Source organism: Geodermatophilus sp. SYSU D00758, assembly GCF_054049955.1.
Map to the genome: position 1 here is coordinate 115,763 of NZ_JBJGYK010000001.1, position 25,019 is coordinate 140,781.

Genomic DNA, 25,019 nt, shown 5'->3' on the forward strand with positions numbered 1-25,019 from the left:
GGGGCCTCTTTCAGGCCTCGACGGTCCAGGTGTCGTTGCCGCTCAGCAGCGCGTCGAGGTCGCCCGAGCCCTGGGTGCGGGCCTCCTCCACCTGGTCGGCCATCATGCGGTCGTAGGTCGGCTTCCGCACCGAGCGGAACACGCCCATCGGGGTGTAGCGGAGGTCCTGGCTGGACAGCCGCGACAGCGCGAAGGCGTAGGAGGGGTCCTCGCGGGTGGCGTCGTGCACCACGACGTCCTCGGCCGCGACCTGGTTGGTCTCGGCGATGCGCAGCCCGCCGGCGTCGTCCCGGACGACGCAGGAGGCACCCTCGGGACCGAACACCAGCGGCTTGCCGTGCTCGAGGGGGATCGACCACTGGACGCCGGTGGTCGGGTCCTTGAGCAGGTCGAAGGCGCCGTCGTTGAAGATGTTGCAGTTCTGGTAGATCTCCACCAGCGCCGTGCCCTGGTGCTCGGCGGCCTGCCGGAGCACGTCGGTGAGGCCCTTGCGGTCGGAGTCCATCGCCCGGCCGACGAAGGTCGCGTCGGCGCCGAGGGCCAGCGAGACCGGGTTGAACGGGTGGTCCAGCGAGCCCATCGGCGTGGACTTGGTGACCTTCCCGACCTCGGAGGTGGGGGAGTACTGGCCCTTGGTGAGCCCGTAGATCCGGTTGTTGAACAGCAGGATCTTCAGGTTCACGTTGCGGCGCAGCGTGTGGATGAGGTGGTTGCCGCCGATGGAGAGGGCGTCGCCGTCCCCGGTGACGACCCACACCGACAGGTCGGGCCGCGAGGCGGCCAGCCCGGTGGCGATCGCCGGCGCGCGGCCGTGGATCGAGTGCATCCCGTAGGTGTTCATGTAGTACGGGAAGCGGGACGAGCAGCCGATGCCCGAGACGATGACCATGTCCTCGCGGGCGATGCCGAGCGAGGGCAGGAAGCTCTGGACGGCGTTGAGGATGACGTAGTCACCGCAGCCGGGGCACCAGCGGACCTCCTGGTCGGTCTTGAGGTCCTTGGCCTTGAGCTGGGTCTGCTTCTCGCCCTGGCTCTCGACGGAGCGGGCGATGGCGTCGGCGACGGGGCCGTGCGGGGGGACCGACGCAGCCGGCATGCCGAGGTCGAAGGTGGTCACTGGGTGCCTCCGGTGGTGGCGTCGATGACGTCCTGGACGACCGCGGCGAGCTCGGCCGCCCGGAAGGGCAGGCCGCGCACCTGGGTGTGGCTCTGGACGTCGACGAGGTACTTGGCGCGGAGCAGCAGTGCGAGCTGCCCCATGTTCATCTCGGGGCAGACGACCCGGTCGTAGCGCCGCAGCACCTCGCCGAGGTCCGCGGGGAACGGGTTGAGGTGCCGCAGGTGGATCTGGGCGACCTTGCGGCCCGAGCGCCGGATCCGCCGGCAGGCGGCGCCGATCGGCCCGTAGGTCGAGCCCCAGCCGATCACGGCGACCTCGGCGTCGCCGTCGGGGTCGTCGACCTCGGTGGGCGGGATGGTCGCGGCGATCCCGTCGACCTTGGCCTGCCGCAGCCGGGTCATCAGGTCGTGGTTGGCCGGGTCGTAGGAGATGTTGCCGGTCCGGTCCGCCTTCTCCAGGCCGCCGATGCGGTGCTGCATGCCGGCGGTACCCGGGACGGCCCAGGGGCGGGCCAGGGTCTCCGGGTCGCGCAGGTAGGGCAGGAACTCGCCGTCCGCACCGTTGGGCTCGGTGGCGAACTCGACGGTCAGGTCGGGCAGCTGCGCGGCCTCGGGGATCTGCCACGGCTCGGCGCCGTTGGCCAGGTAGCCGTCGGAGAGCAGGACCACCGGCGTCCGGTAGGTCAGCGCGATCCGCGCCGCCTCCAGCGCCGCGTCGAAGCAGTCGCCGGGGGAGCGGGGGGCGACGACCGGCAGCGGCGCCTCGCCGTTGCGGCCGAACATCGCCTGCAGCAGGTCCGACTGCTCGGTCTTGGTCGGCAGGCCGGTCGAGGGCCCGCCGCGCTGCACGTCGACGATCACCAGCGGCAGCTCGGTCATGACGGCCAGGCCCATGGCCTCGGACTTCAGCGAGACCCCGGGCCCCGAGGTGGTGGTCACCCCGAGCGCCCCGCCGAACGAGGCGCCGATCGCGGCGGAGATCCCGGCGATCTCGTCCTCGGCCTGGAAGGTGCGCACGCCGAAGGCCTTGTGCCGGGACAGCTCGTGCAGGATGTCCGACGCCGGGGTGATCGGGTACGCGCCCAGGAAGAGCGGCAGGCCCGAGCGCTGCCCGGCCGCCACGAGGCCGAGGGCCAGCGCCTGGTTGCCGGAGATGTTGCGGTACCGGCCCGGCGCCATCGGCGCGGGCTTGATCTCGTACGAGACGGCGAAGGCCTCGGTGGTCTCGCCGTAGTTGTAGCCGGCGCGGAAGGCGGCGATGTTCGCCGCCGCGATCTCCGGCTTGCGGCGGAACTGGCGCTCGAGGAACCGCACGGTGCCCTCGGTGGGCCGGTGGTACATCCAGCTGAGCAGGCCGAGGGTGAACATGTTCTTGCTCCGCTCGGCCTCCTTCTTGCCGAGGCCGGAGTCGGCGAGCGCCTCGAGCGTCATCGAGGTCAGCGGGACGGCGACGGTCTGCCAGCCGTCCAGCGAGCCGTCCTCGAGCGGGCTGGTCGCGTAGCCGACCTTCGCCAGGTTGCGCGGCGTGAACTCGTCGGAGTCGACGATCAGCAACCCGCCGCCGGGCAGGTCGGAGAGGTTGGCCTTGAGCGCGGCCGGGTTCATCGCCACCAGGACGTCCGGGGCGTCGCCGGGGGTCATGATGTCGTGGTCGGCGAAGTGCAGCTGGAACGAGCTGACACCGGGCAGGGTCCCCGTCGGGGCGCGGATCTCGGCGGGGAAGTTCGGCAGCGTCGAGAGGTCGTTGCCGAAGGACGCCGTCTCGCTGGTGAACCGGTTCCCGGTCAGCTGCATGCCGTCACCGGAGTCGCCGGCCAGCCGGATGACCACCCGGTCCAGCTCCACCACGCTCTTGACGAAGGGCGCCGAGCCGCCCGCCGCGCCGTCGGTGCGGGGCGCGTTGGTCGCAGTCATCAGTCCTCTACCTCCACCGGCCGAGATTACGTGGCGGGACCGGTCCCGAAAGCCGTGAGCCGCACCACTTCCAGCCCGGCAGTCGATCCGGGCGCTGACCCGGTGCAACCCCGGCTGCGGGCGGCGGCATTCCGTGAGGGACGTCGCAGCCCGGCCCGCGGCCCGGGACGGGGAACGGCACCGTCCGGAGGGCCGTTGGACGGGTCGTGCAGCGCTGGAACAACGGACTGAAGACCGCCGTGCTCCTCGGTCTCATGGGCGGGCTCATCCTCGCTGCCGGCGCGCTGATCGGCGGGCGGAGCGGCCTGCTGATCGCCCTGGTGATCGCCCTCGCGGTCAACGGCTACGCCTACTTCAACAGCGACAAGCTGGCCCTGCGGGCGATGCGGGCCTTCCCGGTGACCGAGACGCAGGCCCCGGCGCTCTACGCGATGGTGCGGGAGCTGGCCACCGAGGCCCGCCAGCCGATGCCGCGGCTCTACGTCAGTCCCACCGACCAGCCCAACGCGTTCGCCACGGGCCGCAACCCGCGCAACGCCGCGGTGTGCGTCACCCAGGGCATCCTCGAGCTGCTCGACCGGCGGGAGCTGCGCGGCGTGCTCGCCCACGAGCTGTCGCACGTCTACAACCGCGACATCCTCATCAGCTCGGTCGCCGGCGCCATGGCCACGGTGATCACCTACCTGGCGCACATGGCGATGTTCGCCTCGCTGTTCGGTGGCCGCTCCGACGACCGCGGCGGCGGCAACGCGCTCGGCAGCCTGCTGCTGGTGTTCCTCGGCCCGCTCGCGGCGGGGCTGGTGCAGATGGCCGTCAGCCGCAGCCGGGAATACCAGGCCGATGCCTCGGGCGCCCAGCTGTCGCAGGACCCGCTGGCCCTGGCGAGCGCGCTGCGCAAGATCTCCGCCGGGGCGTCGGCCCGCCCGCTGCCGCAGGAGGACCGGCTGATCACCCAGAGCCACCTGATGATCGCCAACCCGTTCCGCGGGCAGGGGCTGGCCTCACTCTTCTCCACCCACCCGCCGATGCCCGAGCGGGTCGCCCGGCTGGAGGGGATGGCGCGGGAGCTCGGCCAGCGCTAGGAGGGCCTACGACGTGCCGGCCCGGGGGACGCGGGACGTGCCGGGCCGCCGTCCTCCCGCGCTCGGGGGCGAACGGGAGAGGGCCGGACGGCGCTACCGTCCCGGCATGTGCGCAGATCTCGGCGCCGGCGCCGGCGCCGGCGCCGTCGCGTCGGCGGTGCCGCGCCCGGCCGAGGGGCCGGCGGTCGACCCGGTCCGCCTCGAACCGGTCGACGAGGTGTCGGTCACCACCCTCGTCGACAACAGCTTCGACGCGCTCCTGCCCGGCGGTGAGGGCGTCGCCCGCGCCCCGCTCGAGGCCGGGCGGGTCGCCGCGCCGCAGTTCCAGGGTGGCGTCACCTCGACCGGGATGCGGGCGGAGCACGGTTTCGCCGCGCTGGTCACGGTCCGCCGAGGGGGGACGACGACCACCCTGCTCTTCGACACCGGCCTCTCGCCCGACGGGATGACCGAGAACGCCGGTCGGCTCGGCGTCGACCTCGGCGCCGTGCAGGGGGTCGTCCTCAGCCACGGGCACCTCGACCACGCCGGCGGGCTGGCCGGGTTGAGCGAGCGGCGGCGTGGTCAGCTCCCGATGACGGTCCACCCGCTGGTGTGGACCCGTCGCCGGGTGGCTGCGCCGGGGGCCGAGGCGGTGGAGCTGCCGACCCTGAGCCGACGGGCCCTGGAGGCCGAGGGCTTCGCGGTGGTCGAGCGGCGGCAGCCGTCCCTCCTCGTCGACGGGTGCGTCCTGGTGACCGGGGAGATCGACCGCACCACCGAGTACGAGCGGGGCATGCCGCCGGCGCACCAGACGACCAGGCCCTCGTCGTCTCGGTGCGCGGCCGCGGGCTGCTGGTGCTCACCGGGTGCGGCCACGGCGGGGCGGTCAACATCGTGCGGCACGCCCTGCGGTTGACCGGTGCGGACCGGCTCTGCGCGCTCATCGGTGGCCTCCACCTCGGCGGCCCGTGGTTCGAGCCGGTCAACCCCCCGACGGTGGCCGCGCTGGCCGAGCTGGCCCCCGAGATGCTGGTCCCGGGCCACTGCTCGGGGTGGCGGGCCCAACAGGCGTTGGCGGTCGCCCTGCCCGGGGCGCTGGTACCGAGCAGTTCGGGAACCCGTTGCACGCTGACCGCCGCCTGACGGGCCCGTGGGATCGACCGCCCGCCACCCCGCCGCCCCGCGAGGTGGCGCTGGCGGTGACGGTCCACGCGGTCGCCTGGATCGACCGCGACGACACCGGGGTGAGCACCCCGCTGCGGGCCTGGGACGACCAGAGCCCGCTCTGGCAGGAGGGGTGAGCCGCCCCGGTGCCGTGCCGGTTCAGCGGTAGTTGTCGAACTGCAGGGCGACGTCGAGGTCCTTGCCCCGCAGCAGCTGCTGGACGGCCTGCAGGTCGTCCCGCTTCTTGCCGCTGACGCGGAGCTGGTCGCCCTGGATCTGCGCCTGCACGCCCTTGGGTCCCTCGTCCCTGATGATCTTGGCGATCTTCTTGGCGGTGTCGGACTCGATGCCCTGCTTGATCCGCGCGGAGATCTTGTAGGTCTTGCCGGAGGACTGCGGGTCCCCGGCGTCGAGCGCCTTCAGCGAGATCTTCCGCTTGACGAGCTTGTCCTTGAAGACGTCGAGGGCGGCGTTGACCCGCTCCTCGGTGTCGGCCTGCAGGGTGACGCCGTCCTCGCCGGCCCACGCGATGCCGGCGTTGGTGCCCCGGAAGTCGAAGCGCTGCGACAGCTCCTTGGCGGCCTGGTTGAGGGCGTTGTCGATCTCCTGGCGGTCGACCTTGCTCACCACGTCGAAGGACGAATCGGCCATCGGTCGCATCTCCTCTGCTCGTCGTCCGGAGCGGCGCGGGCGCTGGGTCCCTCGCGCGGACCGGGGTCCGGTGTCTTGTAGGCTCTCTCCCGGTACCAACCGAGGCGGGTTGCCCGAGTGGCCAATGGGAGCGGACTGTAAATCCGTCGGCTTAGCCTACGAAGGTTCGAATCCTTCACCCGCCACACCCGGTACCCGACGGCCCCCGACCCCAGGTCGGGGGCCGTCGGCGTTCCCGGGGCCCTCGGTCAGGCCGCCGGGGCGCGGGCGCCGGCGACGGCGGTGCGCTCGAGCGGGCGGTTGCCGAGGAACAGCCAGCCGAAGGCGATCTCCACCGACCGCGTGCAGCGCACGGTGACCTCTGCCCCGTCGGTCTCGGTCGACCAGGAGTCCAGGACGACGCCGGCGTCGGCGAGCTGGTCGGCCACGGCCGTCCGTGTGCTCGCAGGGGTCAGCGGCAGCGTCGTCCCCACGCCCGCGGCGTAGACCACCGCCTCGTCGGTCGCGTTGGCCGCGGCCAGCGCCGCGCCGTCGCAGTCGGACTGCAGCGCCAGTTGCTCGAGGAAGGCGTCGGAGGCGGCGACCGCCCCGAACGCCATCAGCGCGGCGACCAGCCAGCACACGAGCACGAGCGGCAGTGCCGACCCGCGTTCGGCCTCGTCGTTGCGCACGGCGGGGAGGCTAGGGCGCGTCCACGTCCCGTGGCCGCCGCCGGAGGTCGCTGTGGACCCGATCAGGCGACAGCGGTTCGGTCGCGGGGTGACCCTGTGGTCGTGATCGAGGGGTTCGTGGTGCACGGCGGCCCCCGATCACCCACCCAGGTGACGCAGCGCCTATCTACTGTGACTCTTGGTCACAGAATCACGGTTCGTCACCCGATCGTGATTCTCGGTGCTTGCCTCGGAAGGGTGACGGGCAGCAAGGTCTCGGGCGCGGTCCGTACCGAACGACGCTCTGCCCCCGCGCCTGGGTGACTGCCGCAGTCGAAAGCAGTCCTTCATGCCTGAGGAGGCGTCATGACCAGCACTGCCATGTCCATCACCAGCCGTGGCCAGAAGTGGGGTCGGGGTCAGAAGTGGGGTCGGGGTCAGAAGTGGGGCCGCCAGGCCGCCTGAACCCCTCGGGGAGCTGATCGGCCCGGTCCGCGCGTGTCCCTCTACCCCCGTGGGGGGAGGGGGGCCGCGTGTGTCCGGAGCCGCCGACTTCGCGCTGTTAGCCTCACCACCGCCCATTCCCCAGGCGAAGCAGGTGTCAGTGGCCGAGCAGGATGCCCCAGTATCTCGCTGGCCAGCAGCTTCTCTGGGGCCGGGGACGGTTGCCGCCGCGAGTGCCCTGCTGGCGGTGCTCATCGCCGTGCTCGTCCTTCCACGGGACGTTCCGGACGTGCATCCGTTGATGGTCCTCGCTCTTCTCTTCGGCCTCGTCGTGGCCGAGAGCTACAACATCAACGTCGAGTTCCGACGCCAGAGCGTGTGCATCTCCGCCTCGGAACTTGCCTTCGTAGTGGCGCTCATCGAGGTCGGTCCTGTGTGGACCGTCCTGCTACGGACCCTGGCGGTCGCGGGCACCTGCTTGGTCCAGCGATTCAGCGGCGCGAAGATCATCGCCAACGCAGCCATCGCTGTCATCGAGGTGGGCGTGGCCGTTGCGGCACTTCGGGTCCTGCCACTAGGGGACGTTGCAGACCCAGCGACGTGGCTCGCCTACGTCGTCGCCATCACCCTCGCTTCCATGGCCGGTGGCGCAGTGATCCGACTGGCCATCATCGCCACCCAGGGGTACCCCGGCCCTGCCCTTTGGACCAGCATGGTCGTCGCAGCGGTCACGGTCAGCCCCATGGCCGTCCTGGTGGGGCTCTCCGTACTGCTGATGGTGCGTGCGACGCCCTGGTCCCTGCTGCTCGTCGCTCCATTGCTGGCCGGCCTGGTGCTGCTCTACCGGCGCTTCGCGGCGGTGGCCCGGGAGGGGCAGGACCTCGAGAAGGTCTACGACTTCGCCCGCCAGGTCGAGCAGATCGGCCCCGACGAGGACGGACCGCGGCTGCTGGTCGAGGCGATCCGCGAGCTGCTCAACGCCGAGCGGGTGGCGCTGTGGCTGCCGCCCTACCTCGACGAGGGCCCGCAGCTGGTCGTCGCCTCGGACGACGGGTGCGCGTGGTACGACGGCCCGGGGGACCCCGACGACCTGCTGCGCCGGCGGGCCACCGACGGGTCGGCGGACGGCCCGCTGCTGGTGTCCCTCTCCCGCGCGACCGAGGCCGAGGCCGCGGCCCTGGCCCGGCGCGGCGTCCAGGACCTGCTCGCCGCCCCGGTCATCACCGCCGCCGGCGAGCCCGGCTACCTCGAGGTCTGCGACCGGCGCAGCGACATCGTCACCTTCGCCGACGGCGACCGGGCGGCCCTGGACTCCATGCTCACCCACGTCAACGCGGCCATCCGCCAGCAGCAGCTGCTCGCGCAGATCCGCTACGACGCCGACCACGACCGGCTGACCGGCCTGCCGAACCGGCAGCGGCTGGCCGCCGACATCGACGCGCTGCTGGCCGAGGACCCGGTCGGCGGCCGGGCCGGCCTGGTCCTCGCCGTGCTCGACAACTACACCGAGGTCACCGACACGCTCGGGCACGCCGCCAGCGACGAGCTGCTCCTGGTCACCGCCGGGCTGCTGCGCGAGCACGCCCCGCCCGCGGCCCTCGTGGCCCGCATGGAGGGCGCCCAGTTCGCCGTCCTGCTGCCGGGGGTGTCCCTGACCGCGACCGAGCGGGCGGCCCGCCGCCTCCGGGAGGCCACCTCCACCCGCGTGCTCGTCGCGGGGCTGGAGCTGGAGGTGACGCTGACCATCGGCGTCGCGGCCGCCCCGGTGCACGGCACCGACGCCGGCACGCTCATGCAGCGCGCCGACGTCGCCCTACTCGCGGCTCCCGACTCCGGCGGCGTGGCGAGCTACCACCCGGTGCTCGACCAGCAGAGCCTGCGCCGCCTCCAGCTGGGCACCGAGATCGAGCAGGCCATGGCCGACGGGCAGATCAGCGTCGTCTTCCAGCCGATCATCGACGCCCGGACCTCCGACATCGTGTCGGTCGAGACCCTCGTGCGCTGGGCGCACCCCCGCTACGGCGCGGTCTCGCCGGACGACTTCATCCACCTGGCCGAGCAGATCGGCCGCATCGGCGCGCTGACCGACCACGTGCTCGACCTCGCGCTGGCCCGCTGCCGACGCTGGCTGGACCAGGACATCGCGCTGTCGGTCGCGGTCAACCTCTCCGCCCACTGCCTGGCCGAGCCCGACCTCGTCGAGCGGGTGCGGCGGGCGCTGCGCCGGCACGGGGTGCCGGGGGAGCTGCTCACCCTCGAGCTGACCGAGGGCAGCGTGGTCGACGACTCGGTCCGCAACGGCACCGTGCTGGCCGACCTGCACGCCCTCGGCCTGCGGCTGTCGATGGACGACTTCGGCACCGGCTACTCGTCGCTGTCCCAGCTCCGGCAGCTGCCCATCGACGAGGTCAAGATCGACAAGTCCTTCGTGCTGAGCATGTCCACCAGCCAGGGGGAGTCCTTCATCGCCCGCTCGATCATCGAGCTGGCCCACAACCTCGGCCTGCGCGTGGTGGCCGAGGGCGTGGAGGACGAGCTCACCCGCAACGCCCTGGCCGACATGGGCTGCGACAAGCTGCAGGGCTTCCTCATCAGCCGGCCGCTGCCGGACGACAAGCTGGAGAGCTGGCTGCTGGCGCGGACCGGCGTGCGCTCGGCCGTGCCCGGGACCCAGCACCGGCGGCTGTTCGTCCGGGCCTGACCCCCCGCGGCGGACCCCCCGCGACACCCCTCGGCCGTGGTCGGGTACAGTTCTCCACGGCTTCGCGCCCGCCCCTTTAGCTCAGTCGGCAGAGCGTCTCCATGGTAAGGAGAAGGTCTACGGTTCGATTCCGTAAAGGGGCTCTGGAACAACACAGCGGCCGCGCGGTCCGGTCGTCGCGACCGGGCCGCAGGCCGCCCCCGGCGGTGTAGCTCAGCCAGGCAGAGCAAGCGGCTCATAATCGCTGTGTCACCGGTTCAAATCCGGTCACCGCTACCCCCGACGGACCCCGCCAGGCGGGGTCCGTCCGCGCGTGGGCACCCGCCCGCGCGCCGGGCCGACCGGTCCGTACCGACAAGGCGAGGAGCGCTCCCGTGGCAGCCACCGACATCCGTCCGAAGATCACCCTGGCCTGCCAGGAGTGCAAGAACCGGAACTACATCACCCGCAAGAACCGGCGCAACGACCCCGACCGGCTCGAGCTGAAGAAGTACTGCCCGGTCGACCGCAAGCACACCGTCCACCGCGAGACCCGCTGACCGCAGCGGCTCGAACGGACGGGAGGGCGGGAGCATGGCACTCGACGCGGGACTGGTCGGGCGCAGCTACCCGCCCTCTGCCGTCTACGAGGTCGGTCGCGAGAAGATCGCCGAGTTCGCCGCCGCGGTCGGCGCGACCGATGCGGTCCACACGGACGCCGCGGCCGCCCGGGCGGCCGGCCACCCCGACGTCGTGGCCCCGCCCACCTTCGCCATCGTGGTGACCCTCGCCGCGGCCGGTGCGGTCGTCCGCGACCCCGACGTCGCCCTGGACTACAGCCGGGTCGTGCACGGGGAGCAGCGCTTCACCCACCACCGGCCCATCCGCGCCGGTGACCGGCTGCTGGCCACCCCCGTGGTGGAGGCCGTCCGCAGCGTCGGCGGCAACGACCTGCTCACCACCCGCGTGGACGTCGCCACCGAGGACGGCGAGCCGGTCTGCTCGGCGACGTCCATGCTGGTCGTCCGGGGGGACGCATGAGCGCCACCGTGCGTGCGGCCGACGTCGAGGTCGGCACCGAGCTGCCCGAGCAGGTCTACCCGGTCACCCGGGCCGACCTCGTGCGCTACGCCGGGGCCTCGGGTGACCTCAACCCCATCCACTGGAGCGACCGGGTGGCCACCGCGGTCGGCCTGCCCGGGGTCATCGCCCACGGCATGCTGACGATGGCGCTCGCCGCGCGGGCGGTCACCACCTGGGCCGGTGACCCCGCGGCGCTCCTCGAGTACCAGGTGCGCTTCGGCCGGCCCGTGGTCGTCCCCGACGACGACGAGGGGACGACGGTCGGCGTCCGGGGGCGGGTCGCCGCCCTGGGCGAGGACGGCCGGGCCCGCGTCGACCTCACCGTCACCTGCGGCGGGGAGAAGGTGCTCTCCCTGGCCCGCGCCACCGTCCAGCTGGCGTGACCGGGTGCGGCCGCCGCCGAGCGGATCGCCGGCGACGTCCGCGCCCGGGCGGCCGCGGTCAGGCGGCCTGGCCGAGCAGGCGCTGCATCCGCGACACGCCCTCCACGAGGTCGTCGTCCCCGAGCGCGTAGGACATCCGCAGGTAGCCGGGGGTCCCGAACGCCTCCCCGGGGACGACGGCCACCTCGGCCTCCTCCAGGACCAGCTCGGCAAGCTCCACGCTGGTCGTGGCGGTGCGCCCGCCGATCGACCGGCCGAGCAGGGCCTTGACCGACGGGTACACGTAGAAGGCGCCCCGGGGCTCGGGGCAGGCGACCCCGGGGATCTCCCGGAGCATCGACACGATGGTCCGGCGTCGCCGGTCGAAGGCGGTGCGCATCACGTCGACGGCGGACAGGTCCCCGGTGAGCGCGGCGACCGCGGCCGCCTGGGAGACGTTGGCCACGTTGGAGGTGGCGTGCGACTGCAGGTTGGTCGCCGCCTTCACGACGTCGGCCGGGCCGAGCACCCAGCCGACCCGCCACCCGGTCATCGCGTAGGTCTTCGCCACCCCGTTCACCACGACGCAGCGGTCGGCCAGCTCGGGCACGAGGACCGGCATCGAGGGGGCGCTGGCCCCGTCGTAGGTGAGGTGCTCGTAGATCTCGTCCGTGAGCACCCACAGGCCGTTGTCGGCCGCCCAGCGGCCGATCTCCTCGACCACCTCCGGCGGGTACACCGCACCGGTCGGGTTCGACGGGGAGCAGAACAGCAGCACCTTCGTCCGCGGTGTGCGGGCGGCCTCCAGCTGGGCCACCGACACCAGGTAGCCGCTCTGCTCGTCGGCCACCACCGGCACCGGCACACCCCCGGCCAGCGAGATCGCCTCGGGGTAGGTCGTCCAGTAGGGGGCGGGCAGGAGCACCTCGTCGCCCGGGTCGAGCATCGTGGCGAAGGCCTCGTAGACGGCCTGCTTGCCGCCGTTGGTGACCAGGACGTTGGCCGGGGTCAGCTGCAGCCCCGAGTCCCGGGCGGTCTTGGCGACGATCGCCTCCTTGAGCGCCGGCAGCCCGCCGGCCGGGGTGTACCGGTGCATCGCCGGCTGCCGGCAGGCGGCGACCGCGGCCTCGACGATGTACTCCGGCGTCGGGAAGTCCGGCTCCCCCGCGCCGAAGCCGATCACCGGGCGGCCCGCGGCCTTGAGCGCCTTGGCCTTGGCGTCCACGGCCAGGGTGGCCGACTCGGCGATCGCGGCGATCCGGCGTGAGATGCGCCGCTCGGCCGGGGGTGCGGCGGTCGTGGTGGCGGCGGGCTCCGAGGGGGAGGCGGTCATGGGGTCATCGTGTCAAAGCCGGGCGCGTCCGGCGCCCGGCGTCCGGCCGGGCCCCGGGCCCCGTCGGGAGCGCGTTGGCTGCCGGCCCCCGCGGTCCCGTACACTCCTTGTCCTGGGGCAGGTTGACCCCGCCACCGGCGTGCCCCGGATCCCCTCGGGGGTGGGCGCTGTCCGGAGCGGGTCAGACGGTCCCAGGCCCGGCTCGGGGCATAGGGGTGTAGCTCAACTGGCAGAGCAGCGGTCTCCAAAACCGCAGGCTGCAGGTTCAAGTCCTGTCACCCCTGCCCGTGCCGCCGGCCCGGTGCCGGCGACCAGCACGACCGCACGAGACCACGACAGCACCAGATCGACCGGGGCCGCCCCCGGCCGGCACCACCACGAGGCGAGCGAGGCGCAGTGAGCGACGACAAGCCGGGACGCGAGGACGACGCCCGCACCGCCGCCGACGCCGAGCTCACCGACGAGCAGATCGACCGGGAGACCCCGGGCGTGGACGACGCCGCCGCGCTGGAGGCCGCCGAGGACGACGTCGTGGCCGACGCCGAGACGGCCGAGGAGAAGGTGGTCGCCGGGCGCACCGGCGGGCGGCGTGGTGGCCGGATCACCGCCGGGGACGAGGACGACGAGGCCGCGCCGTCCCCGGGGCGCCGGGCGGCACGCGAGCGGTCCACCCGGCCGGCGGGGCGGACCTCGACCGGTGGCACCCGGTCGCGGGCGGCCGCCGAGCGGGCGCGCGCCGACGAGGTGCGGCAGCGCCGCAGCCTGCGCCGGTTCCTCCGCGAGGTCGTCGCCGAGCTGCGCAAGGTCATCTGGCCGGGGCGCCGGGAGCTGATCACCTACACGACCGTGGTGATCATCTTCGTGGCCTTCGTGGTCGCCCTCGTGGCCGGCCTCGACCTGCTCTTCGCCCAGGGCGTGCTCGCCGTCTTCGGCTGAGTCCCCCCGCACGCCCGTCCCCGACCGAGGAAGAGACACCGTGACCGACCCCCGCGAGCCCTTCGACACCGACAGCGCCGTCGAGGCCACCGACCTCGACGACGCCCGCTTCGACCTCCGCGGCACCGCCGACGTGGAGACCGGCGTCGGCGAGGCCGGGGCCGCCGAGGGCTCCACGGAGACCGCCGGCCTGGACGCCGACACCGGGGTCGCCGACGTCGCCCCCGAGGTGGAGGCCGGCGACCCGGACAGCCTGGTCACCGACCCGCTGGCCGCGCCGGCCCCCGCCTCCGATCTGCCGGAGCCGGCCGAGGACGAGGACCCGGTCGAGGAGCTGCGCAAGGCGCTGCGGATCGCACCCGGCGACTGGTACGTCGTCCACTCCTACGCGGGCTACGAGAACAAGGTGAAGACCAACCTCGAGTCCCGCATCCAGTCCCTGGACATGGAGGACTACATCTTCCAGATCGAGGTGCCCACCGAGGAGGTCACCGAGATCAAGAACGGCAAGCGGACGCAGGTCAACCGGAAGGTCTTCCCCGGCTACCTGCTGGTGCGCATGGAGCTCAACGACGAGTCCTGGGGTGCGGTGCGCAACACCCCCGGCGTCACCGGCTTCGTGGGCGCCACCTCCCGGCCCTCCCCGCTGACCCTCGACGAGGTCGTGAAGATCCTCGCGCCGACCGTCACCCCGCAGGTGACCAAGGCGGCCGAGACCACCACGACGGCCGCCGCCGCGCCGACCACCGCCGTGGTCGACTTCGAGGTGGGCGAGTCGGTGACCGTGATGGACGGGCCCTTCGCGACCCTGCCGGCCACCATCAACGAGATCAACGCCGAGCAGCAGAAGCTCCAGGTGCTGGTCTCGATCTTCGGCCGGGAGACGCCGGTCGAGCTGTCGTTCAACCAGGTCCAGAAGTTGTAGGAGGACCTCGGTGCCCCCCGGCCCTCGCTCCGCTCGGGCCGGGGCCCTGCACCGAGGCCGTTCCACCCCGTCACGAAGAAGGAAGTCATGCCCCCCAGGAAGCGGTTGACCGCGGTCATCAAGCTCCAGATCAACGCCGGTGCGGCCACCCCCGCCCCGCCCGTGGGTCCGGCGCTCGGCCAGCACGGCGTCAACATCATGGAGTTCTGCAAGGCGTACAACGCCGCCACGGAGTCGCAGCGCGGCAACGTGATCCCGGTCGAGATCTCGGTCTTCGAGGACCGCTCGTTCACCTTCGTCACCAAGACCCCGCCGGCGGCGCGCATGCTGCTCAAGGCGGCCGGCGTGGAGAAGGGGTCCGGCGAGCCGCACAAGACCAAGGTCGCCACCGTGACCCGCGACCAGGTCCGCGAGATCGCGCAGACCAAGATGGCCGACCTCAACGCCAACTCGCTCGAGCAGGCCGAGAAGATCATCGAGGGCACCGCCCGCTCGATGGGCATCACGGTCAACGGCTGAGCGGAGGAACCACCCGGAGCCCGTGGGGCTCCGGTCCCGTAGTCGTGGGAGGGCCTCTCGCCGGGCCCGTTCACCACAGGACTCCCGGCCCGGCGCCGGGGGAGAGGAACCACCATGGCGAAGCACGGCAAGAAGTTCCGCGAGGCGGCCGCGAAGGTCGACCGCGAGAACCTGTACACCCCGCTGCAGGCCGCCGGCCTGGCCAAGGAGACGTCGCCGACCAGCTACGACGCCACCGTCGAGGTCGCGATGCGACTGGGCGTCGACCCGCGCAAGGCGGACCAGATGGTCCGCGGCACGGTCAACCTGCCGCACGGCACCGGCAAGACCGCCCGCGTCATCGTCTTCGCGACCGGTGACAAGGCCGCCGAGGCCGAGGCCGCCGGCGCCGATGTCGTGGGCTCCGAGGACCTCATCGAGCGCATCCAGGGCGGCTTCCTGGACTTCGACGCCGCGATCGCGACCCCCGACCAGATGGCCAAGGTCGGCCGGATCGCCCGCATCCTCGGGCCGCGCGGCCTGATGCCGAACCCGAAGACCGGCACCGTGACCCCCGACGTCACCAAGGCGGTCAACGACATCAAGGGCGGGAAGATCAACTTCCGCGTCGACAAGCAGGCCAACCTGCACCTGGTGATCGGCAAGACCTCGTTCGACGAGGCCAAGCTCGTGGAGAACTACGCCGCCGCCCTCGACGAGGTCCTGCGCGCCAAGCCGGCCGCGGCCAAGGGGCGGTACCTGAAGAAGGTCACCATCTCCACGACGATGGGCCCGGGCATCCCGGTCGACCCGAACCGGACCCGCAACCTGACGGTGGACGAGCCGACCTCCTGAGCCGGCTCCTCCCGCGGCGATCATGGCGCCGTGACCACTCGGTTCCCCCGGACCGTGGTCACGGCGCCATGATCGTCTTCGGGGTCGCGCGCGGCGTGTATGCTGGCTGCCGTTCCCCCCAAGACCGCTGGTCGTCGCACGTCCGCATGCGATCGAAGGTCCCGCTCCGGCGGGCGGCCCGCGCAGGAGGACGGTCCGATCGGCGGCGCACGAGCGCGCCCGCCCCTCGCCCCGTGCGCCCTGCGCCGGGGCGTTCGTCGTCTGCGGGCCCTCCCGATCGCCCGCCCCCGTGCACCGGCCGGTGGTCCGCCCGACAGACGAGAGGAGGCCCATGCCCACGCAGGCGAAGGCCGCGGTGATCGACGAGATCACCCAGCGGTTCCAGTCGTCCAGCGCGGCGGTGCTCACCGAGTACCGCGGGCTGACCGTGGCGCAGCTGACCCAGCTGCGCCGTTCCCTCGGTGAGGGCAGCAGCTACGCCGTCGTCAAGAACACCCTGACGAAGCGTGCCGCGGAGCAGGTGGGCTTCGCCGACCTCGCGCCGCTGCTCAACGGTCCGACCGCGATCGCCTTCATCGAGGGCGACCCGGTCGACGCGGCCAAGGCCATCCGTGACTTCGCGCGCGCCAACCCGCTGCTCGTCGTCAAGGGCGGCGTGGTCGAGGGCCGCACGGTCGACGCCGCCGAGGTCACCCGCCTCGCCGACGTCGAGAGCCGTGACGTGCTCCTGGCCAAGCTCGCCGGCGCCATGAAGGGCAACCTCACCAAGGCCGCGGGTCTGTTCCAGGCCCCGGTCGCGCAGGTCGCCCGCCTCGCCGCCGCCCTGCAGGAGAAGAAGTCCGCGGACGCTCCTGCTGCTGCTGCCGACACCACCCCCGACACCGACGCCGCCCCCGCCGCGGCCGACTGACCCCAGAAGGAGAGATCATGGCCAAGCTGTCCAACGACGAGCTGCTCGACGCGTTCAAGGAGATGACCCTCCTCGAGCTGTCGGACTTCGTGAAGCTGTTCGAGGAGACCTTCGACGTCACCGCGGCCGCCCCCGTCGCCGTCGCCGCGGCCCCGGCCGCCGGTGGTGCCGGTGGCGACGGCGGCGCTGCCGCCGCCGAGGAGCAGGACGAGTTCGACGTCATCCTCGAGAACGCCGGTGACAAGAAGATCCAGGTCATCAAGGAGGTGCGCGGTCTGACCTCGCTCGGCCTCAAGGAGGCCAAGGACCTGGTCGACGGCGCGCCGAAGCCGGTCCTGGAGAAGGTCGCCAAGGATGCCGCGGAGAAGGCCAAGGCCGCCCTCGAGGGCGCCGGGGCCACCGTCACCGTCAAGTGACCTCCCGCCCGGCCTGACCGCCGGGACGCCGGTGGCCGGACCACCGGATCAGCACGCAGGGGCCGCCTCCCAGCCGGGAGGTGGCCCCTGCCGCGTCTCCACAACCCGCGGCGTGGCGGTCCCGCTCCCGCCGGGTGGCTGGCATCATGGGTCCGCGCCGCGCGGCGGCGCGCCGACCCGGCCCCGCCGGCCGGCTGCCCCTCCCGGGTGCGGTCCCCTCGTGCGGACCCCCGGCGTGGACAGCCCGCCGAGAACGGGGTAGGGTTCCCTGTTGCGCTGCCCCCTGACTGCATGCCCGCCGAGACGGGTCACCAGGGGTGCCCGGGGGACCGTACCCGGACGCCCTGCGGAGACCGCCCGGACGGGTGATCCAGCAGACCGGTCGGCAGTGCCGCCACTACCGACGACGACCCAGGACGACCCCGCACCCGCCCGCACGTCGTGAGGTCCTTGGAAGGACGCATCTTGGCAGGCTCTCGCCCCACCAGCATCTCCGCCAGCACCACCGAGTCCGGCACCACCCAGCACACCCCGCAGGCCCCCCAGACCGGCCCCCGCACCGGTGAGGCCGACCAGCAGAAGATCCCGGGCGCTCCCCTCCGCGTCTCGTTCGCCAAGATCTCGGAGCCCCTCGAGGTCCCGGACCTGCTGGCCCTGCAGACCGCCTCCTTCGACTGGCTCATCGGCAGCCCCGAGTGGCGGGCCACCCTCTCGCCCGAAGAGCAGGCCGACGCCGTCGGCGGCCTGGCCGAGATCCTCGAGGAGATCTCCCCGATCGAGGACTTCAGCGGCTCGATGTCGCTGTCCTTCTCCAACCCGCGCTTCGAGGACGTCAAGGCGTCCCTCGAGGAGTGCAAGGACAAGGACATGACCTACGCGGCGCCGCTGTTCGTCACCGCCGAGTTCATGAACAACACCACCGGCGAGATCAAGAGCCAGACGGTGTTCATGGGCGACTTCCCGATCATGACGAGCAAGGGCACGTTCGTCATCAACGGGACCGAGCGGGTCGTCGTCTCGCAGCTGGTCCGCAGCCCCGGCGTCTACTTCGACAAGACCCTGGACAAGACGTCGGACAAGGACGTCTTCAGCGCCAAGGTCATCCCCAGCCGTGGTGCGTGGCTGGAGTTCGACGTCGACAAGCGGGACACCGTCGGCGTCCGGATCGACCGCAAGCGGCGGCAGCCGGTCACCGTGCTGCTCAAGGCCCTCGGCTGGACCGAGGACCGGATCCGCGAGCACTTCCAGTGGTCGCCGACCGTCCTCGCCACCCTGGAGAAGGACCACATCGCCGGGCAGGACGAGGCCCTGCTCGACATCTACCGCAAGCTGCGCCCGGGTGAGCCGCCGACGCGGGAGAGCGCCCAGGCGCTGCTGGAGAACCTCTTCTTCAACCCCAAGCGCTACGACCTGGCGAAGGTTGGCCGCTACAAGGTGAACAAGAAGCTCGGCCTCGAGGTCGGCCAGCAGACGCTGACCCTCACCGAGGACGACATCGTCGCCACCATCGAGTACGTCGTCCGGCTGCACGCCGGCGAGGCCGACCACGGCGTCGACGACATCGACCACTTCGGCAACCGCCGGCTCCGCACGGTGGGCGAGCTGATCCAGAACCAGATCCGGGTCGGCCTCTCCCGCATGGAGCGCGTCGTCCGCGAGCGGATGACCACCCAGGACGTCGAGGCCATCACGCCGCAGACCCTGATCAACATCCGGCCGGTCGTCGCCTCCATCAAGGAGTTCTTCGGCACCAGCCAGCTGTCCCAGTTCATGGACCAGACCAACCCGCTCGCGGGCCTGACCCACAAGCGCCGCCTGTCGGCGCTGGGCCCGGGTGGTCTGTCGCGGGAACGGGCCGGCATGGAGGTCCGCGACGTGCACCCCAGCCACTACGGCCGGATGTGCCCGATCGAGACCCCCGAGGGCCCGAACATCGGCCTGATCGGCTCGCTCTCGGCCTACGGGCGGGTGAACGCCTTCGGCTTCATCGAGACCCCGTACCGCCGGGTCGAGAACGGCGTGGTCACCGACCGGATCGACTACCTGACCGCCGACGAGGAGGACCGCTTCGTCGTCGCCCAGGCGAACTCGCCCCTGGACGCCCAGGGCCGGTTCGCCGAGGACCGCGTCCTGGTCCGCACCAAGGGCGGCGAGGTCGACTACCTGGCGCCGGAGAACGTCGACTACATGGACGTCTCCCCGCGGCAGATGACCTCGGTCGCGACGGCGATGATCCCGTTCCTCGAGCACGACGACGCCAACCGAGCGCTCATGGGCGCCAACATGCAGCGCCAGGCCGTGCCGCTGCTGCGCAGCGAGGCCCCGCTGGTCGGGACCGGCATGGAGCTGCGCGCCGCGGTCGACGCCGGCGACGTCGTGGTGGCCGAGAAGGCCGGTGTGGTCGAGGACTCCACCGCCGACTACGTCACGGTCATGGCCGACGACGGCACCCGGCAGACCTACCGGCTGCTGAAGTTCCGCCGATCGAACCAGGGCACCTCGATCAACCAGACCCCGATCGTGGACGAGGGGCAGCGGGTCGAGGTCGGCCAGGTCATCGCCGACGGGCCGTGCACCGACCAGGGCGAGATGGCGCTGGGCAAGAACCTGCTCGTCGCCTTCATGCCGTGGGAGGGCCACAACTACGAGGACGCGATCATCCTGTCGCAGCGCCTCGTGCAGGACGACGTCCTGTCCTCGATCCACATCGAGGAGTTCGAGGTCGACGCCCGCGACACCAAGCTCGGTGCCGAGGAGATCACCCGGGACATCCCGAACGTCTCCGAGGAGGTCCTCGCCGACCTCGACGAGCGCGGCATCATCCGCATCGGTGCCGAGGTCGTCCCGGGGGACATCCTGGTCGGGAAGGTCACGCCGAAGGGCGAGACCGAGCTGACCCCGGAGGAGCGGCTGCTGCGCGCGATCTTCGGCGAGAAGGCCCGCGAGGTCCGCGACACGTCGCTGAAGGTCAAGCACGGTGAGTCCGGCAAGGTCATCGGCGTCCGGGTGTTCTCCCGTGAGGACGGCGACGAGCTGCCCGCCGGCGTCAACGAGCTGATCCGGGTCTACGTCGCCCAGATGCGCAAGATCTCCGACGGCGACAAGCTCGCCGGGCGCCACGGCAACAAGGGCGTCATCGCGAAGATCCTGCCGCAGGAGGACATGCCGTTCCTCGAGGACGGCACCCCGGTCGACATCGTGCTCAACCCGCTCGGCGTGCCGGGCCGGATGAACGTCGGCCAGGTCCTCGAGACCCACCTCGGGTGGGTGGCCAAGCAGGGCTGGGACGTCGAGGGCGACCCGGAGTGGGCGCGCAACCTGCCCGAGGCGGCCCGCTCCGCGGCCCCCGGCACCCGCGCGGCGACGCCGGTGTTCGACGGCGCCAAGGAGGACGAGATCATCGGCCTCCTGGGCTCGACGACCCCCAACCGCGACGGGCAGCGCATGGTGCAGCCGACCGGCAAGGCCCGGCTCTTCGACGGCCGCTCCGGCGAGCCGTTCCCCGAGCCGATCTCGGTGGGCTACGTCTACATCCTCAAGCTGCTGCACCTGGTCGACGACAAGATCCACGCCCGCTCGACCGGCCCCTACTCGATGATCACGCAGCAGCCGCTGGGTGGTAAGGCGCAGTTCGGTGGCCAGCGGTTCGGCGAGATGGAGTGCTGGGCCATGCAGGCCTACGGTGCGGCCTACGCGCTGCAGGAGCTGCTGACCATCAAGTCCGACGACATCCTCGGCCGCGTGAAGGTCTACGAGGCCATCGTCAAGGGCGAGAACATCCCCGAGCCGGGCATCCCGGAGTCGTTCAAGGTGTTGCTCAAGGAGCTCCAGTCGCTCTGCCTCAACGTCGAGGTGCTCTCCGGCGACGGGCAGGCGATCGAGCTGCGCGACACCGACGACGAGGTCTTCCGGGCCGCGGAGGAGCTGGGCATCGACCTGTCCCGCCGCGAGCCGTCGTCCGTCGAGGACGTCTAGGCCGACGTCGCCGGCCGGCCCCGAGCAGCGGGGCCGGCCGGCCACCCCACTTGGTCAGAGAAGAGAACTAGCCCCGGGAAAGGGGTCCACTCAGTGCTCGACGTCAACTTCTTCGACGAGCTCCGCATCGGCCTGGCCACCGGCGACGACATCCGCCAGTGGTCGCACGGTGAGGTGAAGAAGCCCGAGACCATCAACTACCGCACGCTCCGTCCGGAGAAGGACGGCCTCTTCTGCGAGAAGATCTTCGGTCCCACCCGGGACTGGGAGTGCTACTGCGGCAAGTACAAGCGGGTCCGCTTCAAGGGGATCATCTGCGAGCGCTGCGGCGTCGAGGTGACCCGGGCCAAGGTCCGCCGCGAGCGGATGGGCCACATCGAACTGGCCGCGCCGGTCACCCACATCTGGTTCTTCAAGGGCGTCCCCTCGCGCCTGGGCTACCTGCTCGACCTGGCGCCCAAGGACCTCGAGAAGATCATCTACTTCGCCGCCTACCTGATCACCTCAGTCGACGACGAGGGCCGGCACCGCGACCTGCCGACCATCGAGGCCGAGATCAGCGCGGAGAAGCACAACCTGGAGTCCCGCCGGGACGCCGACGTGGAGGCCCGCCAGCAGAAGCTGGAGGCCGACCTCGCCGAGCTCGAGGCCGAGGGCGCCAAGTCCGACGTCCGCCGCAAGGTGCGGGAGGGCGGCGAGCGCGAGATGCGCCAGCTGCGCGACCGCGCCCAGCGGGAGATCGACCGCCTCGAGGAGGTGCTCGACACCTTCCGCAAGCTCGAGGTCAAGCAGCTCATCGCCGACGAGGGCCTCTACCGGGAGCTGCGCGACCGGTTCGGGGAGTACTTCGAGGGCGGGATGGGTGCCGCGGCGCTGCAGAAGCTGCTCGCCGACTTCGACCTCGACGCCGAGGCGGCCTCGCTGCGCGAGACCATCCGCACCGGCAAGGGCCAGCGCAAGCTGCGCGCGCTCAAGCGGCTGAAGGTCGTCGCGGCGTTCCAGCAGACCCGCAACTCGCCCATGGGCATGGTGCTGGACTGCGTCCCGGTCATCCCGCCGGACCTGCGCCCCATGGTGCAGCTCGACGGTGGCCGCTTCGCCACCAGCGACATGAACGACCTGTACCGCCGGGTCATCAACCGGAACAACCGGCTCAAGCGGCTGCTCGACCTCGGCGCGCCCGAGATCATCGTGAACAACGAGAAGCGGATGCTGCAGGAGTCCGTGGACGCGCTGTTCGACAACGGCCGCCGCGGCCGGCCGGTCACCGGCCCGGGCAACCGCCCGCTGAAGTCCCTGAGCGACCTGCTCAAGGGCAAGCAGGGCCGGTTCCGCCAGAACCTGCTCGGCAAGCGCGTCGACTACTCGGGCCGGTCGGTCATCGTCGTCGGCCCGCAGCTGAAGCTGCACCAGTGCGGCCTGCCCAAGCAGATGGCGCTGGAGCTGTTCAAGCCCTTCGTCATGAAGCGGCTGGTCGACCTCAACCACGCGCAGAACATCAAGTCCGCCAAGCGGATGGTCGAGCGCGCGCGGCCGGTCGTGTGGGACGTGCTCGAGGAGGTCATCACCGAGCACCCGGTGCTGCTGAACCGGGCGCCGACGCTGCACCGGCTGGGCATCCAGGCCTTCGAGCCGCAGCTGGTCGAGGGCAAGGCCATCCAGATCCACCCGCTGGTCTGCACCGCGTTCAACGCGGACTTCGACGGTGACCAGATGGCCGTGCACCTGCCGCTGTCGGCGGAGGCGCAGGCCGAGGCCCGCATCCTCATGCTGTCCTCGAACAACATCCTGTCGCCGGCCGACGGCCGCCCGATCACGGCGCCGACCCAGGACATGGTCCTGGGCCTGTACCACCTCACGACCGTGGTGCCGAGCCGGCACGAGGCCGACGGCGGCCAGCCGGCTGCCTTCTCCTCGGCGGCCGAGGCGGTCATGGCCTACGACAAGGGCTCCCTGGGCCTGCAGGAGCGGGCCTGGATCCGCCTCGACGAGGTGTACGGGGTCGACAACGGCACGGTGAACCCGCCGTGGGAGCAGCCGGAGGACTGGACGCCGGGCGCCCCCGTGCGCGTGCTGACCAGCCTCGGCCGGGTGCTGTTCAACGAGGCCCTGCCCGAGGACTACCGCTTCGTCAACTACCAGGTGCCGAAGAAGGAGCTCGGGGCGATCGTCAACGACCTCGCCGAGCGCTACCCCAAGGTGCAGGTCGCGGCGACGCTGGACGCCCTCAAGTCGGCCGGGTTCCACTGGGCCACCCGCGCCGGTGTCACGATCGCCATCGACGACGTCGTCACCCCGCCGGCCAAGCAGGAGATCCTGGACCGGCACGAGGACGAGGCGCGGCGGATCGAGAAGCAGTACGAGCGCGGTGTCATCACCGACACCGAGCGGCGCTCCGAGCTGGTCGAGATCTGGACCCGCGCGCGGGCCGAGGTCAGCCAGGCGATGGTGGACAACTTCCCCACCACCAACCCGGTCTGGGTCATGGTCAACTCGGGAGCCCGAGGCAACATGATGCAGATCAGCCAGATCGCCGGCATGCGTGGCCTGGTGTCCAACCCGAAGGGCGAGATCATCCCGCGGCCGATCAAGGCCAACTTCCGGGAGGGTCTGTCCGTGCTGGAGTACTTCATCTCCACGCACGGTGCGCGCAAGGGTCTGGCCGACACGGCGCTCCGTACCGCCGACTCCGGGTACCTCACCCGCCGGCTGGTCGACGTCTCGCAGGACGTCATCATCCGCGAGGAGGACTGCGGCACCGACCGCGGCGTGCTCATGCCGATCGGCACCGTCGTCGACGGCACGCTGACCCGCGACCCGCACGTGGAGACCAGCGTCTACGCGCGGGCGCTGGCCGCCGACGTCACCGCCGAGGACGGCACGGTCGTCGCGCAGGCCGGTGAGGACCTGGGCGACGTGCTCATCCAGCAGCTCATCGACGCCGGCGTCGCCGAGGTCAAGGTCCGGTGCGTCCTGACCTGCGAGTCGCTGCTCGGCACCTGCGCCACCTGCTACGGCCGGTCGCTGGCGACCGGCAAGCTGGTGGACGTCGGCGAGGCGGTCGGCATCATCGCCGCCCAGTCGATCGGTGAGCCCGGCACCCAGCTGACGATGCGCACCTTCCACACCGGTGGTGTCGCGGGTGAGGACATCACCCACGGCCTGCCGCGCGTGGTGGAGCTCTTCGAGGCCCGCGTGCCCAAGGGCAAGGCGCCCATCGCCGAGCTGGCCGGCACGGTCCGGATCGAGGACGGCGAGCAGTTCCGGAAGCTCACCATCACCCCGGACGACGGCTCCGACGACGTGGTGTACGACAAGCTGTCGCGCCGGTCGCGGCTGCGGGTCGAGGACGGCTCGCACGTCGAGGTCGGCGAGCAGCTCACCGAGGGTGCGGTGGACCCGCACGAGGTGCTGCGGATCATGGGCCCGCGCGAGGTGCAGCTGCACCTGGTCCGCGAGGTCCAGGAGGTCTACCGCAGCCAGGGCGTGTCGATCCACGACAAGCACATCGAGGTGATCATCCGGCAGATGCTCAAGCGGGTGACCATCATCGACTCGGGTGCGACGGAGTTCCTGCCCGGTGCGCTGGTCGAGCGGACGCTGTTCGAGACCGAGAACCGCCGCGTCGTCGCCGAGGGCGGCGAGCCGGCCTCGGCCCGTCCGGTCCTCATGGGGATCACCAAGGCCTCGCTCGCGACCGAGTCGTGGCTGTCGGCGGCCTCCTTCCAGGAGACGACGAAGGTCCTCACCGACGCCGCGATCCAGGGCAAGAGCGACAGCCTGCTCGGCCTCAAGGAGAACGTGATCATCGGGAAGCTGATCCCGGCCGGTACCGGCATCAGCCGCTACCGCAACATCACGGTCGAGCCGACCGAGGAGGCCCGCGCCGCCGTCTACACGATGGCCGGGTACGACGACGGGCAGTACTACAGCCCCGACGTCTTCGGTGCGGGCTCCGGGGAGGCCGTGCGCCTCGAGGAGTACGACTGGCGGGGCTGAGGCCCTAGCAGCAGGTCACCAGCAGAGGGCCCCGCAGACCG

The 25,019-nt window shown here is 71.8% G+C and carries 20 protein-coding genes and 4 tRNA genes; 19 read left to right on the forward strand and 5 right to left on the reverse strand.

Annotated elements, in window-relative coordinates; genetic code table 11:
* Positions 1-10 precede the first annotated feature (10 nt).
* Together ACI8AC_RS00605 and ACI8AC_RS00610 are read right to left on the reverse strand one after the other, a co-directional pair.
* A complete protein-coding gene (locus ACI8AC_RS00605) occupies positions 11-1,117 on the reverse strand; it encodes a 2-oxoacid:ferredoxin oxidoreductase subunit beta (protein WP_456894235.1) in 1,107 nt (368 codons plus the stop codon).
* Entirely contained in the window at positions 1,114-3,033 is a 1,920-nt protein-coding gene (locus ACI8AC_RS00610) for a 2-oxoacid:acceptor oxidoreductase subunit alpha (RefSeq protein ID WP_456894237.1), read from the reverse strand. Before ACI8AC_RS00610 ends, ACI8AC_RS00605 begins: the two co-directional genes overlap by 4 nt.
* A gap of 206 nt (positions 3,034-3,239) precedes the next feature.
* Here ACI8AC_RS00610 and htpX point away from each other — a divergent pair, with 206 nt between their 5' ends.
* The 3 genes from htpX to ACI8AC_RS00625 all read left to right on the forward strand — a co-directional run bounded on the left by htpX (position 3,240) and on the right by ACI8AC_RS00625 (position 5,240).
* The gene (gene htpX, locus ACI8AC_RS00615) at positions 3,240-4,115 is read left to right on the forward strand and encodes a zinc metalloprotease HtpX (RefSeq protein WP_456894239.1); all 876 of its coding nucleotides are present in this window, start codon (positions 3,240-3,242) and stop codon (positions 4,113-4,115) included.
* A gap of 106 nt (positions 4,116-4,221) precedes the next feature.
* On the forward strand, positions 4,222-5,013 hold the full coding sequence (locus tag ACI8AC_RS00620; protein ID WP_456894241.1) for an MBL fold metallo-hydrolase: 792 nt from the start codon (positions 4,222-4,224) through the stop codon (positions 5,011-5,013).
* Entirely contained in the window at positions 5,010-5,240 is a 231-nt protein-coding gene (locus ACI8AC_RS00625; protein WP_456894243.1) for a hypothetical protein, read from the forward strand. The genes ACI8AC_RS00620 and ACI8AC_RS00625 overlap by 4 nt, the downstream gene beginning before the upstream one ends.
* Before the next feature lie 180 nt (positions 5,241-5,420).
* Here ACI8AC_RS00625 and ACI8AC_RS00630 read toward each other — a convergent pair whose 3' ends face one another.
* On the reverse strand, positions 5,421-5,912 hold the full coding sequence (locus ACI8AC_RS00630; protein ID WP_456894245.1) for a YajQ family cyclic di-GMP-binding protein: 492 nt from the start codon (positions 5,910-5,912) through the stop codon (positions 5,421-5,423).
* A gap of 103 nt (positions 5,913-6,015) precedes the next feature.
* On the opposite strand from ACI8AC_RS00630, the gene ACI8AC_RS00635 reads away from it, so the two are divergent.
* Positions 6,016-6,097, forward strand: a tRNA-Tyr gene (locus ACI8AC_RS00635).
* Between the two features lie 63 nt (positions 6,098-6,160).
* Here ACI8AC_RS00635 and ACI8AC_RS00640 read toward each other — a convergent pair.
* Positions 6,161-6,583 carry a pilus assembly protein TadG-related protein gene (locus ACI8AC_RS00640; protein WP_456894247.1) on the reverse strand — a complete coding sequence of 141 codons (423 nt, stop codon included), beginning with the start codon at positions 6,581-6,583 and terminating at the stop codon, positions 6,161-6,163.
* Between the two features lie 712 nt (positions 6,584-7,295).
* Between ACI8AC_RS00640 and ACI8AC_RS00645 the strand changes: the two genes are divergently transcribed.
* The 6 genes from ACI8AC_RS00645 (at position 7,296) to ACI8AC_RS00670 (ending at position 11,152) form a co-directional block, all read left to right on the forward strand.
* Positions 7,296-9,707: a putative bifunctional diguanylate cyclase/phosphodiesterase gene (locus tag ACI8AC_RS00645; protein ID WP_456894249.1), complete on the forward strand. Its 2,412-nt coding sequence runs from the start codon at positions 7,296-7,298 to the stop codon at positions 9,705-9,707.
* A 70-nt stretch (positions 9,708-9,777) separates the two neighbouring features.
* Positions 9,778-9,850: transfer RNA gene (locus ACI8AC_RS00650), tRNA-Thr, on the forward strand.
* A 59-nt stretch (positions 9,851-9,909) separates the two neighbouring features.
* Positions 9,910-9,983 (forward strand) — tRNA-Met (locus tag ACI8AC_RS00655).
* Positions 9,984-10,081: 98 nt separating this feature from the next.
* Entirely contained in the window at positions 10,082-10,246 is a 165-nt protein-coding gene (gene rpmG / locus ACI8AC_RS00660; protein WP_117375603.1) for a 50S ribosomal protein L33, read from the forward strand.
* Positions 10,247-10,280: 34 nt separating this feature from the next.
* Positions 10,281-10,727, forward strand: coding sequence for an FAS1-like dehydratase domain-containing protein (locus ACI8AC_RS00665; protein ID WP_456894252.1), 447 nt, complete (start codon positions 10,281-10,283; stop codon positions 10,725-10,727).
* A complete protein-coding gene (locus tag ACI8AC_RS00670; protein ID WP_456894254.1) occupies positions 10,724-11,152 on the forward strand; it encodes a MaoC/PaaZ C-terminal domain-containing protein in 429 nt (142 codons plus the stop codon). Before ACI8AC_RS00665 ends, ACI8AC_RS00670 begins: the two co-directional genes overlap by 4 nt.
* A gap of 58 nt (positions 11,153-11,210) precedes the next feature.
* On the opposite strand, the gene ACI8AC_RS00675 is transcribed toward ACI8AC_RS00670, so the two are convergent.
* Complete coding sequence (locus ACI8AC_RS00675) at positions 11,211-12,464, reverse strand: pyridoxal phosphate-dependent aminotransferase (protein WP_456894256.1); 1,254 nt, start codon at positions 12,462-12,464, stop codon at positions 11,211-11,213.
* 211 nt (positions 12,465-12,675) lie between these two features.
* Between ACI8AC_RS00675 and ACI8AC_RS00680 the strand changes: the two genes are divergently transcribed.
* From ACI8AC_RS00680 to ACI8AC_RS00720, 9 genes are all read left to right on the forward strand, one after another.
* A tRNA-Trp gene (locus ACI8AC_RS00680) sits at positions 12,676-12,748 on the forward strand.
* A 112-nt stretch (positions 12,749-12,860) separates the two neighbouring features.
* On the forward strand, positions 12,861-13,400 hold the full coding sequence (secE, locus tag ACI8AC_RS00685) for a preprotein translocase subunit SecE (RefSeq protein WP_456894258.1): 540 nt from the start codon (positions 12,861-12,863) through the stop codon (positions 13,398-13,400).
* 40 nt (positions 13,401-13,440) lie between these two features.
* Entirely contained in the window at positions 13,441-14,325 is an 885-nt protein-coding gene (nusG, locus tag ACI8AC_RS00690) for a transcription termination/antitermination protein NusG (RefSeq protein ID WP_456894260.1), read from the forward strand.
* An 87-nt stretch (positions 14,326-14,412) separates the two neighbouring features.
* A complete protein-coding gene (rplK, locus tag ACI8AC_RS00695) occupies positions 14,413-14,844 on the forward strand; it encodes a 50S ribosomal protein L11 (RefSeq protein WP_456894262.1) in 432 nt (143 codons plus the stop codon).
* 114 nt (positions 14,845-14,958) lie between these two features.
* Positions 14,959-15,678 (forward strand): 50S ribosomal protein L1, encoded by a 720-nt coding sequence (gene rplA, locus ACI8AC_RS00700; protein ID WP_456894264.1) that lies wholly within the window; start codon positions 14,959-14,961, stop codon positions 15,676-15,678.
* A 331-nt stretch (positions 15,679-16,009) separates the two neighbouring features.
* On the forward strand, positions 16,010-16,588 hold the full coding sequence (rplJ, locus tag ACI8AC_RS00705; RefSeq protein ID WP_456894266.1) for a 50S ribosomal protein L10: 579 nt from the start codon (positions 16,010-16,012) through the stop codon (positions 16,586-16,588).
* 17 nt (positions 16,589-16,605) lie between these two features.
* The gene (gene rplL, locus ACI8AC_RS00710) at positions 16,606-17,004 is read left to right on the forward strand and encodes a 50S ribosomal protein L7/L12 (RefSeq protein ID WP_117375612.1); all 399 of its coding nucleotides are present in this window, start codon (positions 16,606-16,608) and stop codon (positions 17,002-17,004) included.
* Between the two features lie 465 nt (positions 17,005-17,469).
* Entirely contained in the window at positions 17,470-20,979 is a 3,510-nt protein-coding gene (gene rpoB / locus ACI8AC_RS00715; protein ID WP_456894268.1) for a DNA-directed RNA polymerase subunit beta, read from the forward strand.
* Positions 20,980-21,072: 93 nt separating this feature from the next.
* On the forward strand, positions 21,073-24,978 hold the full coding sequence (locus tag ACI8AC_RS00720; RefSeq protein WP_456894270.1) for a DNA-directed RNA polymerase subunit beta': 3,906 nt from the start codon (positions 21,073-21,075) through the stop codon (positions 24,976-24,978).
* Positions 24,979-25,019 lie beyond the last annotated feature (41 nt).

What these genes read in the sequence shown, in the direction of transcription:
- rplA (WP_456894264.1), top strand. Translation starts at nt 14,959, where the DNA reads ATGGCGAAGCACGGCAAGAAGTTCCGCGAGGCGGCCGCGAAGGTCGAC.
- ACI8AC_RS00620 (WP_456894241.1), top strand. Translation starts at nt 4,222, where the DNA reads ATGTGCGCAGATCTCGGCGCCGGCGCCGGCGCCGGCGCCGTCGCGTCG.
- ACI8AC_RS00665 (WP_456894252.1), top strand. Translation starts at nt 10,281, where the DNA reads ATGGCACTCGACGCGGGACTGGTCGGGCGCAGCTACCCGCCCTCTGCC.
- rplK (WP_456894262.1), top strand. Translation starts at nt 14,413, where the DNA reads ATGCCCCCCAGGAAGCGGTTGACCGCGGTCATCAAGCTCCAGATCAAC.
- ACI8AC_RS00670 (WP_456894254.1), top strand. Translation starts at nt 10,724, where the DNA reads ATGAGCGCCACCGTGCGTGCGGCCGACGTCGAGGTCGGCACCGAGCTG.
- ACI8AC_RS00675 (WP_456894256.1), bottom strand. Translation starts at nt 12,464, where the DNA reads ATGACCGCCTCCCCCTCGGAGCCCGCCGCCACCACGACCGCCGCACCC.
- ACI8AC_RS00630 (WP_456894245.1), bottom strand. Translation starts at nt 5,912, where the DNA reads ATGGCCGATTCGTCCTTCGACGTGGTGAGCAAGGTCGACCGCCAGGAG.
- rplJ (WP_456894266.1), top strand. Translation starts at nt 16,010, where the DNA reads ATGCCCACGCAGGCGAAGGCCGCGGTGATCGACGAGATCACCCAGCGG.
- rplL (WP_117375612.1), top strand. Translation starts at nt 16,606, where the DNA reads ATGGCCAAGCTGTCCAACGACGAGCTGCTCGACGCGTTCAAGGAGATG.
- ACI8AC_RS00610 (WP_456894237.1), bottom strand. Translation starts at nt 3,033, where the DNA reads ATGACTGCGACCAACGCGCCCCGCACCGACGGCGCGGCGGGCGGCTCG.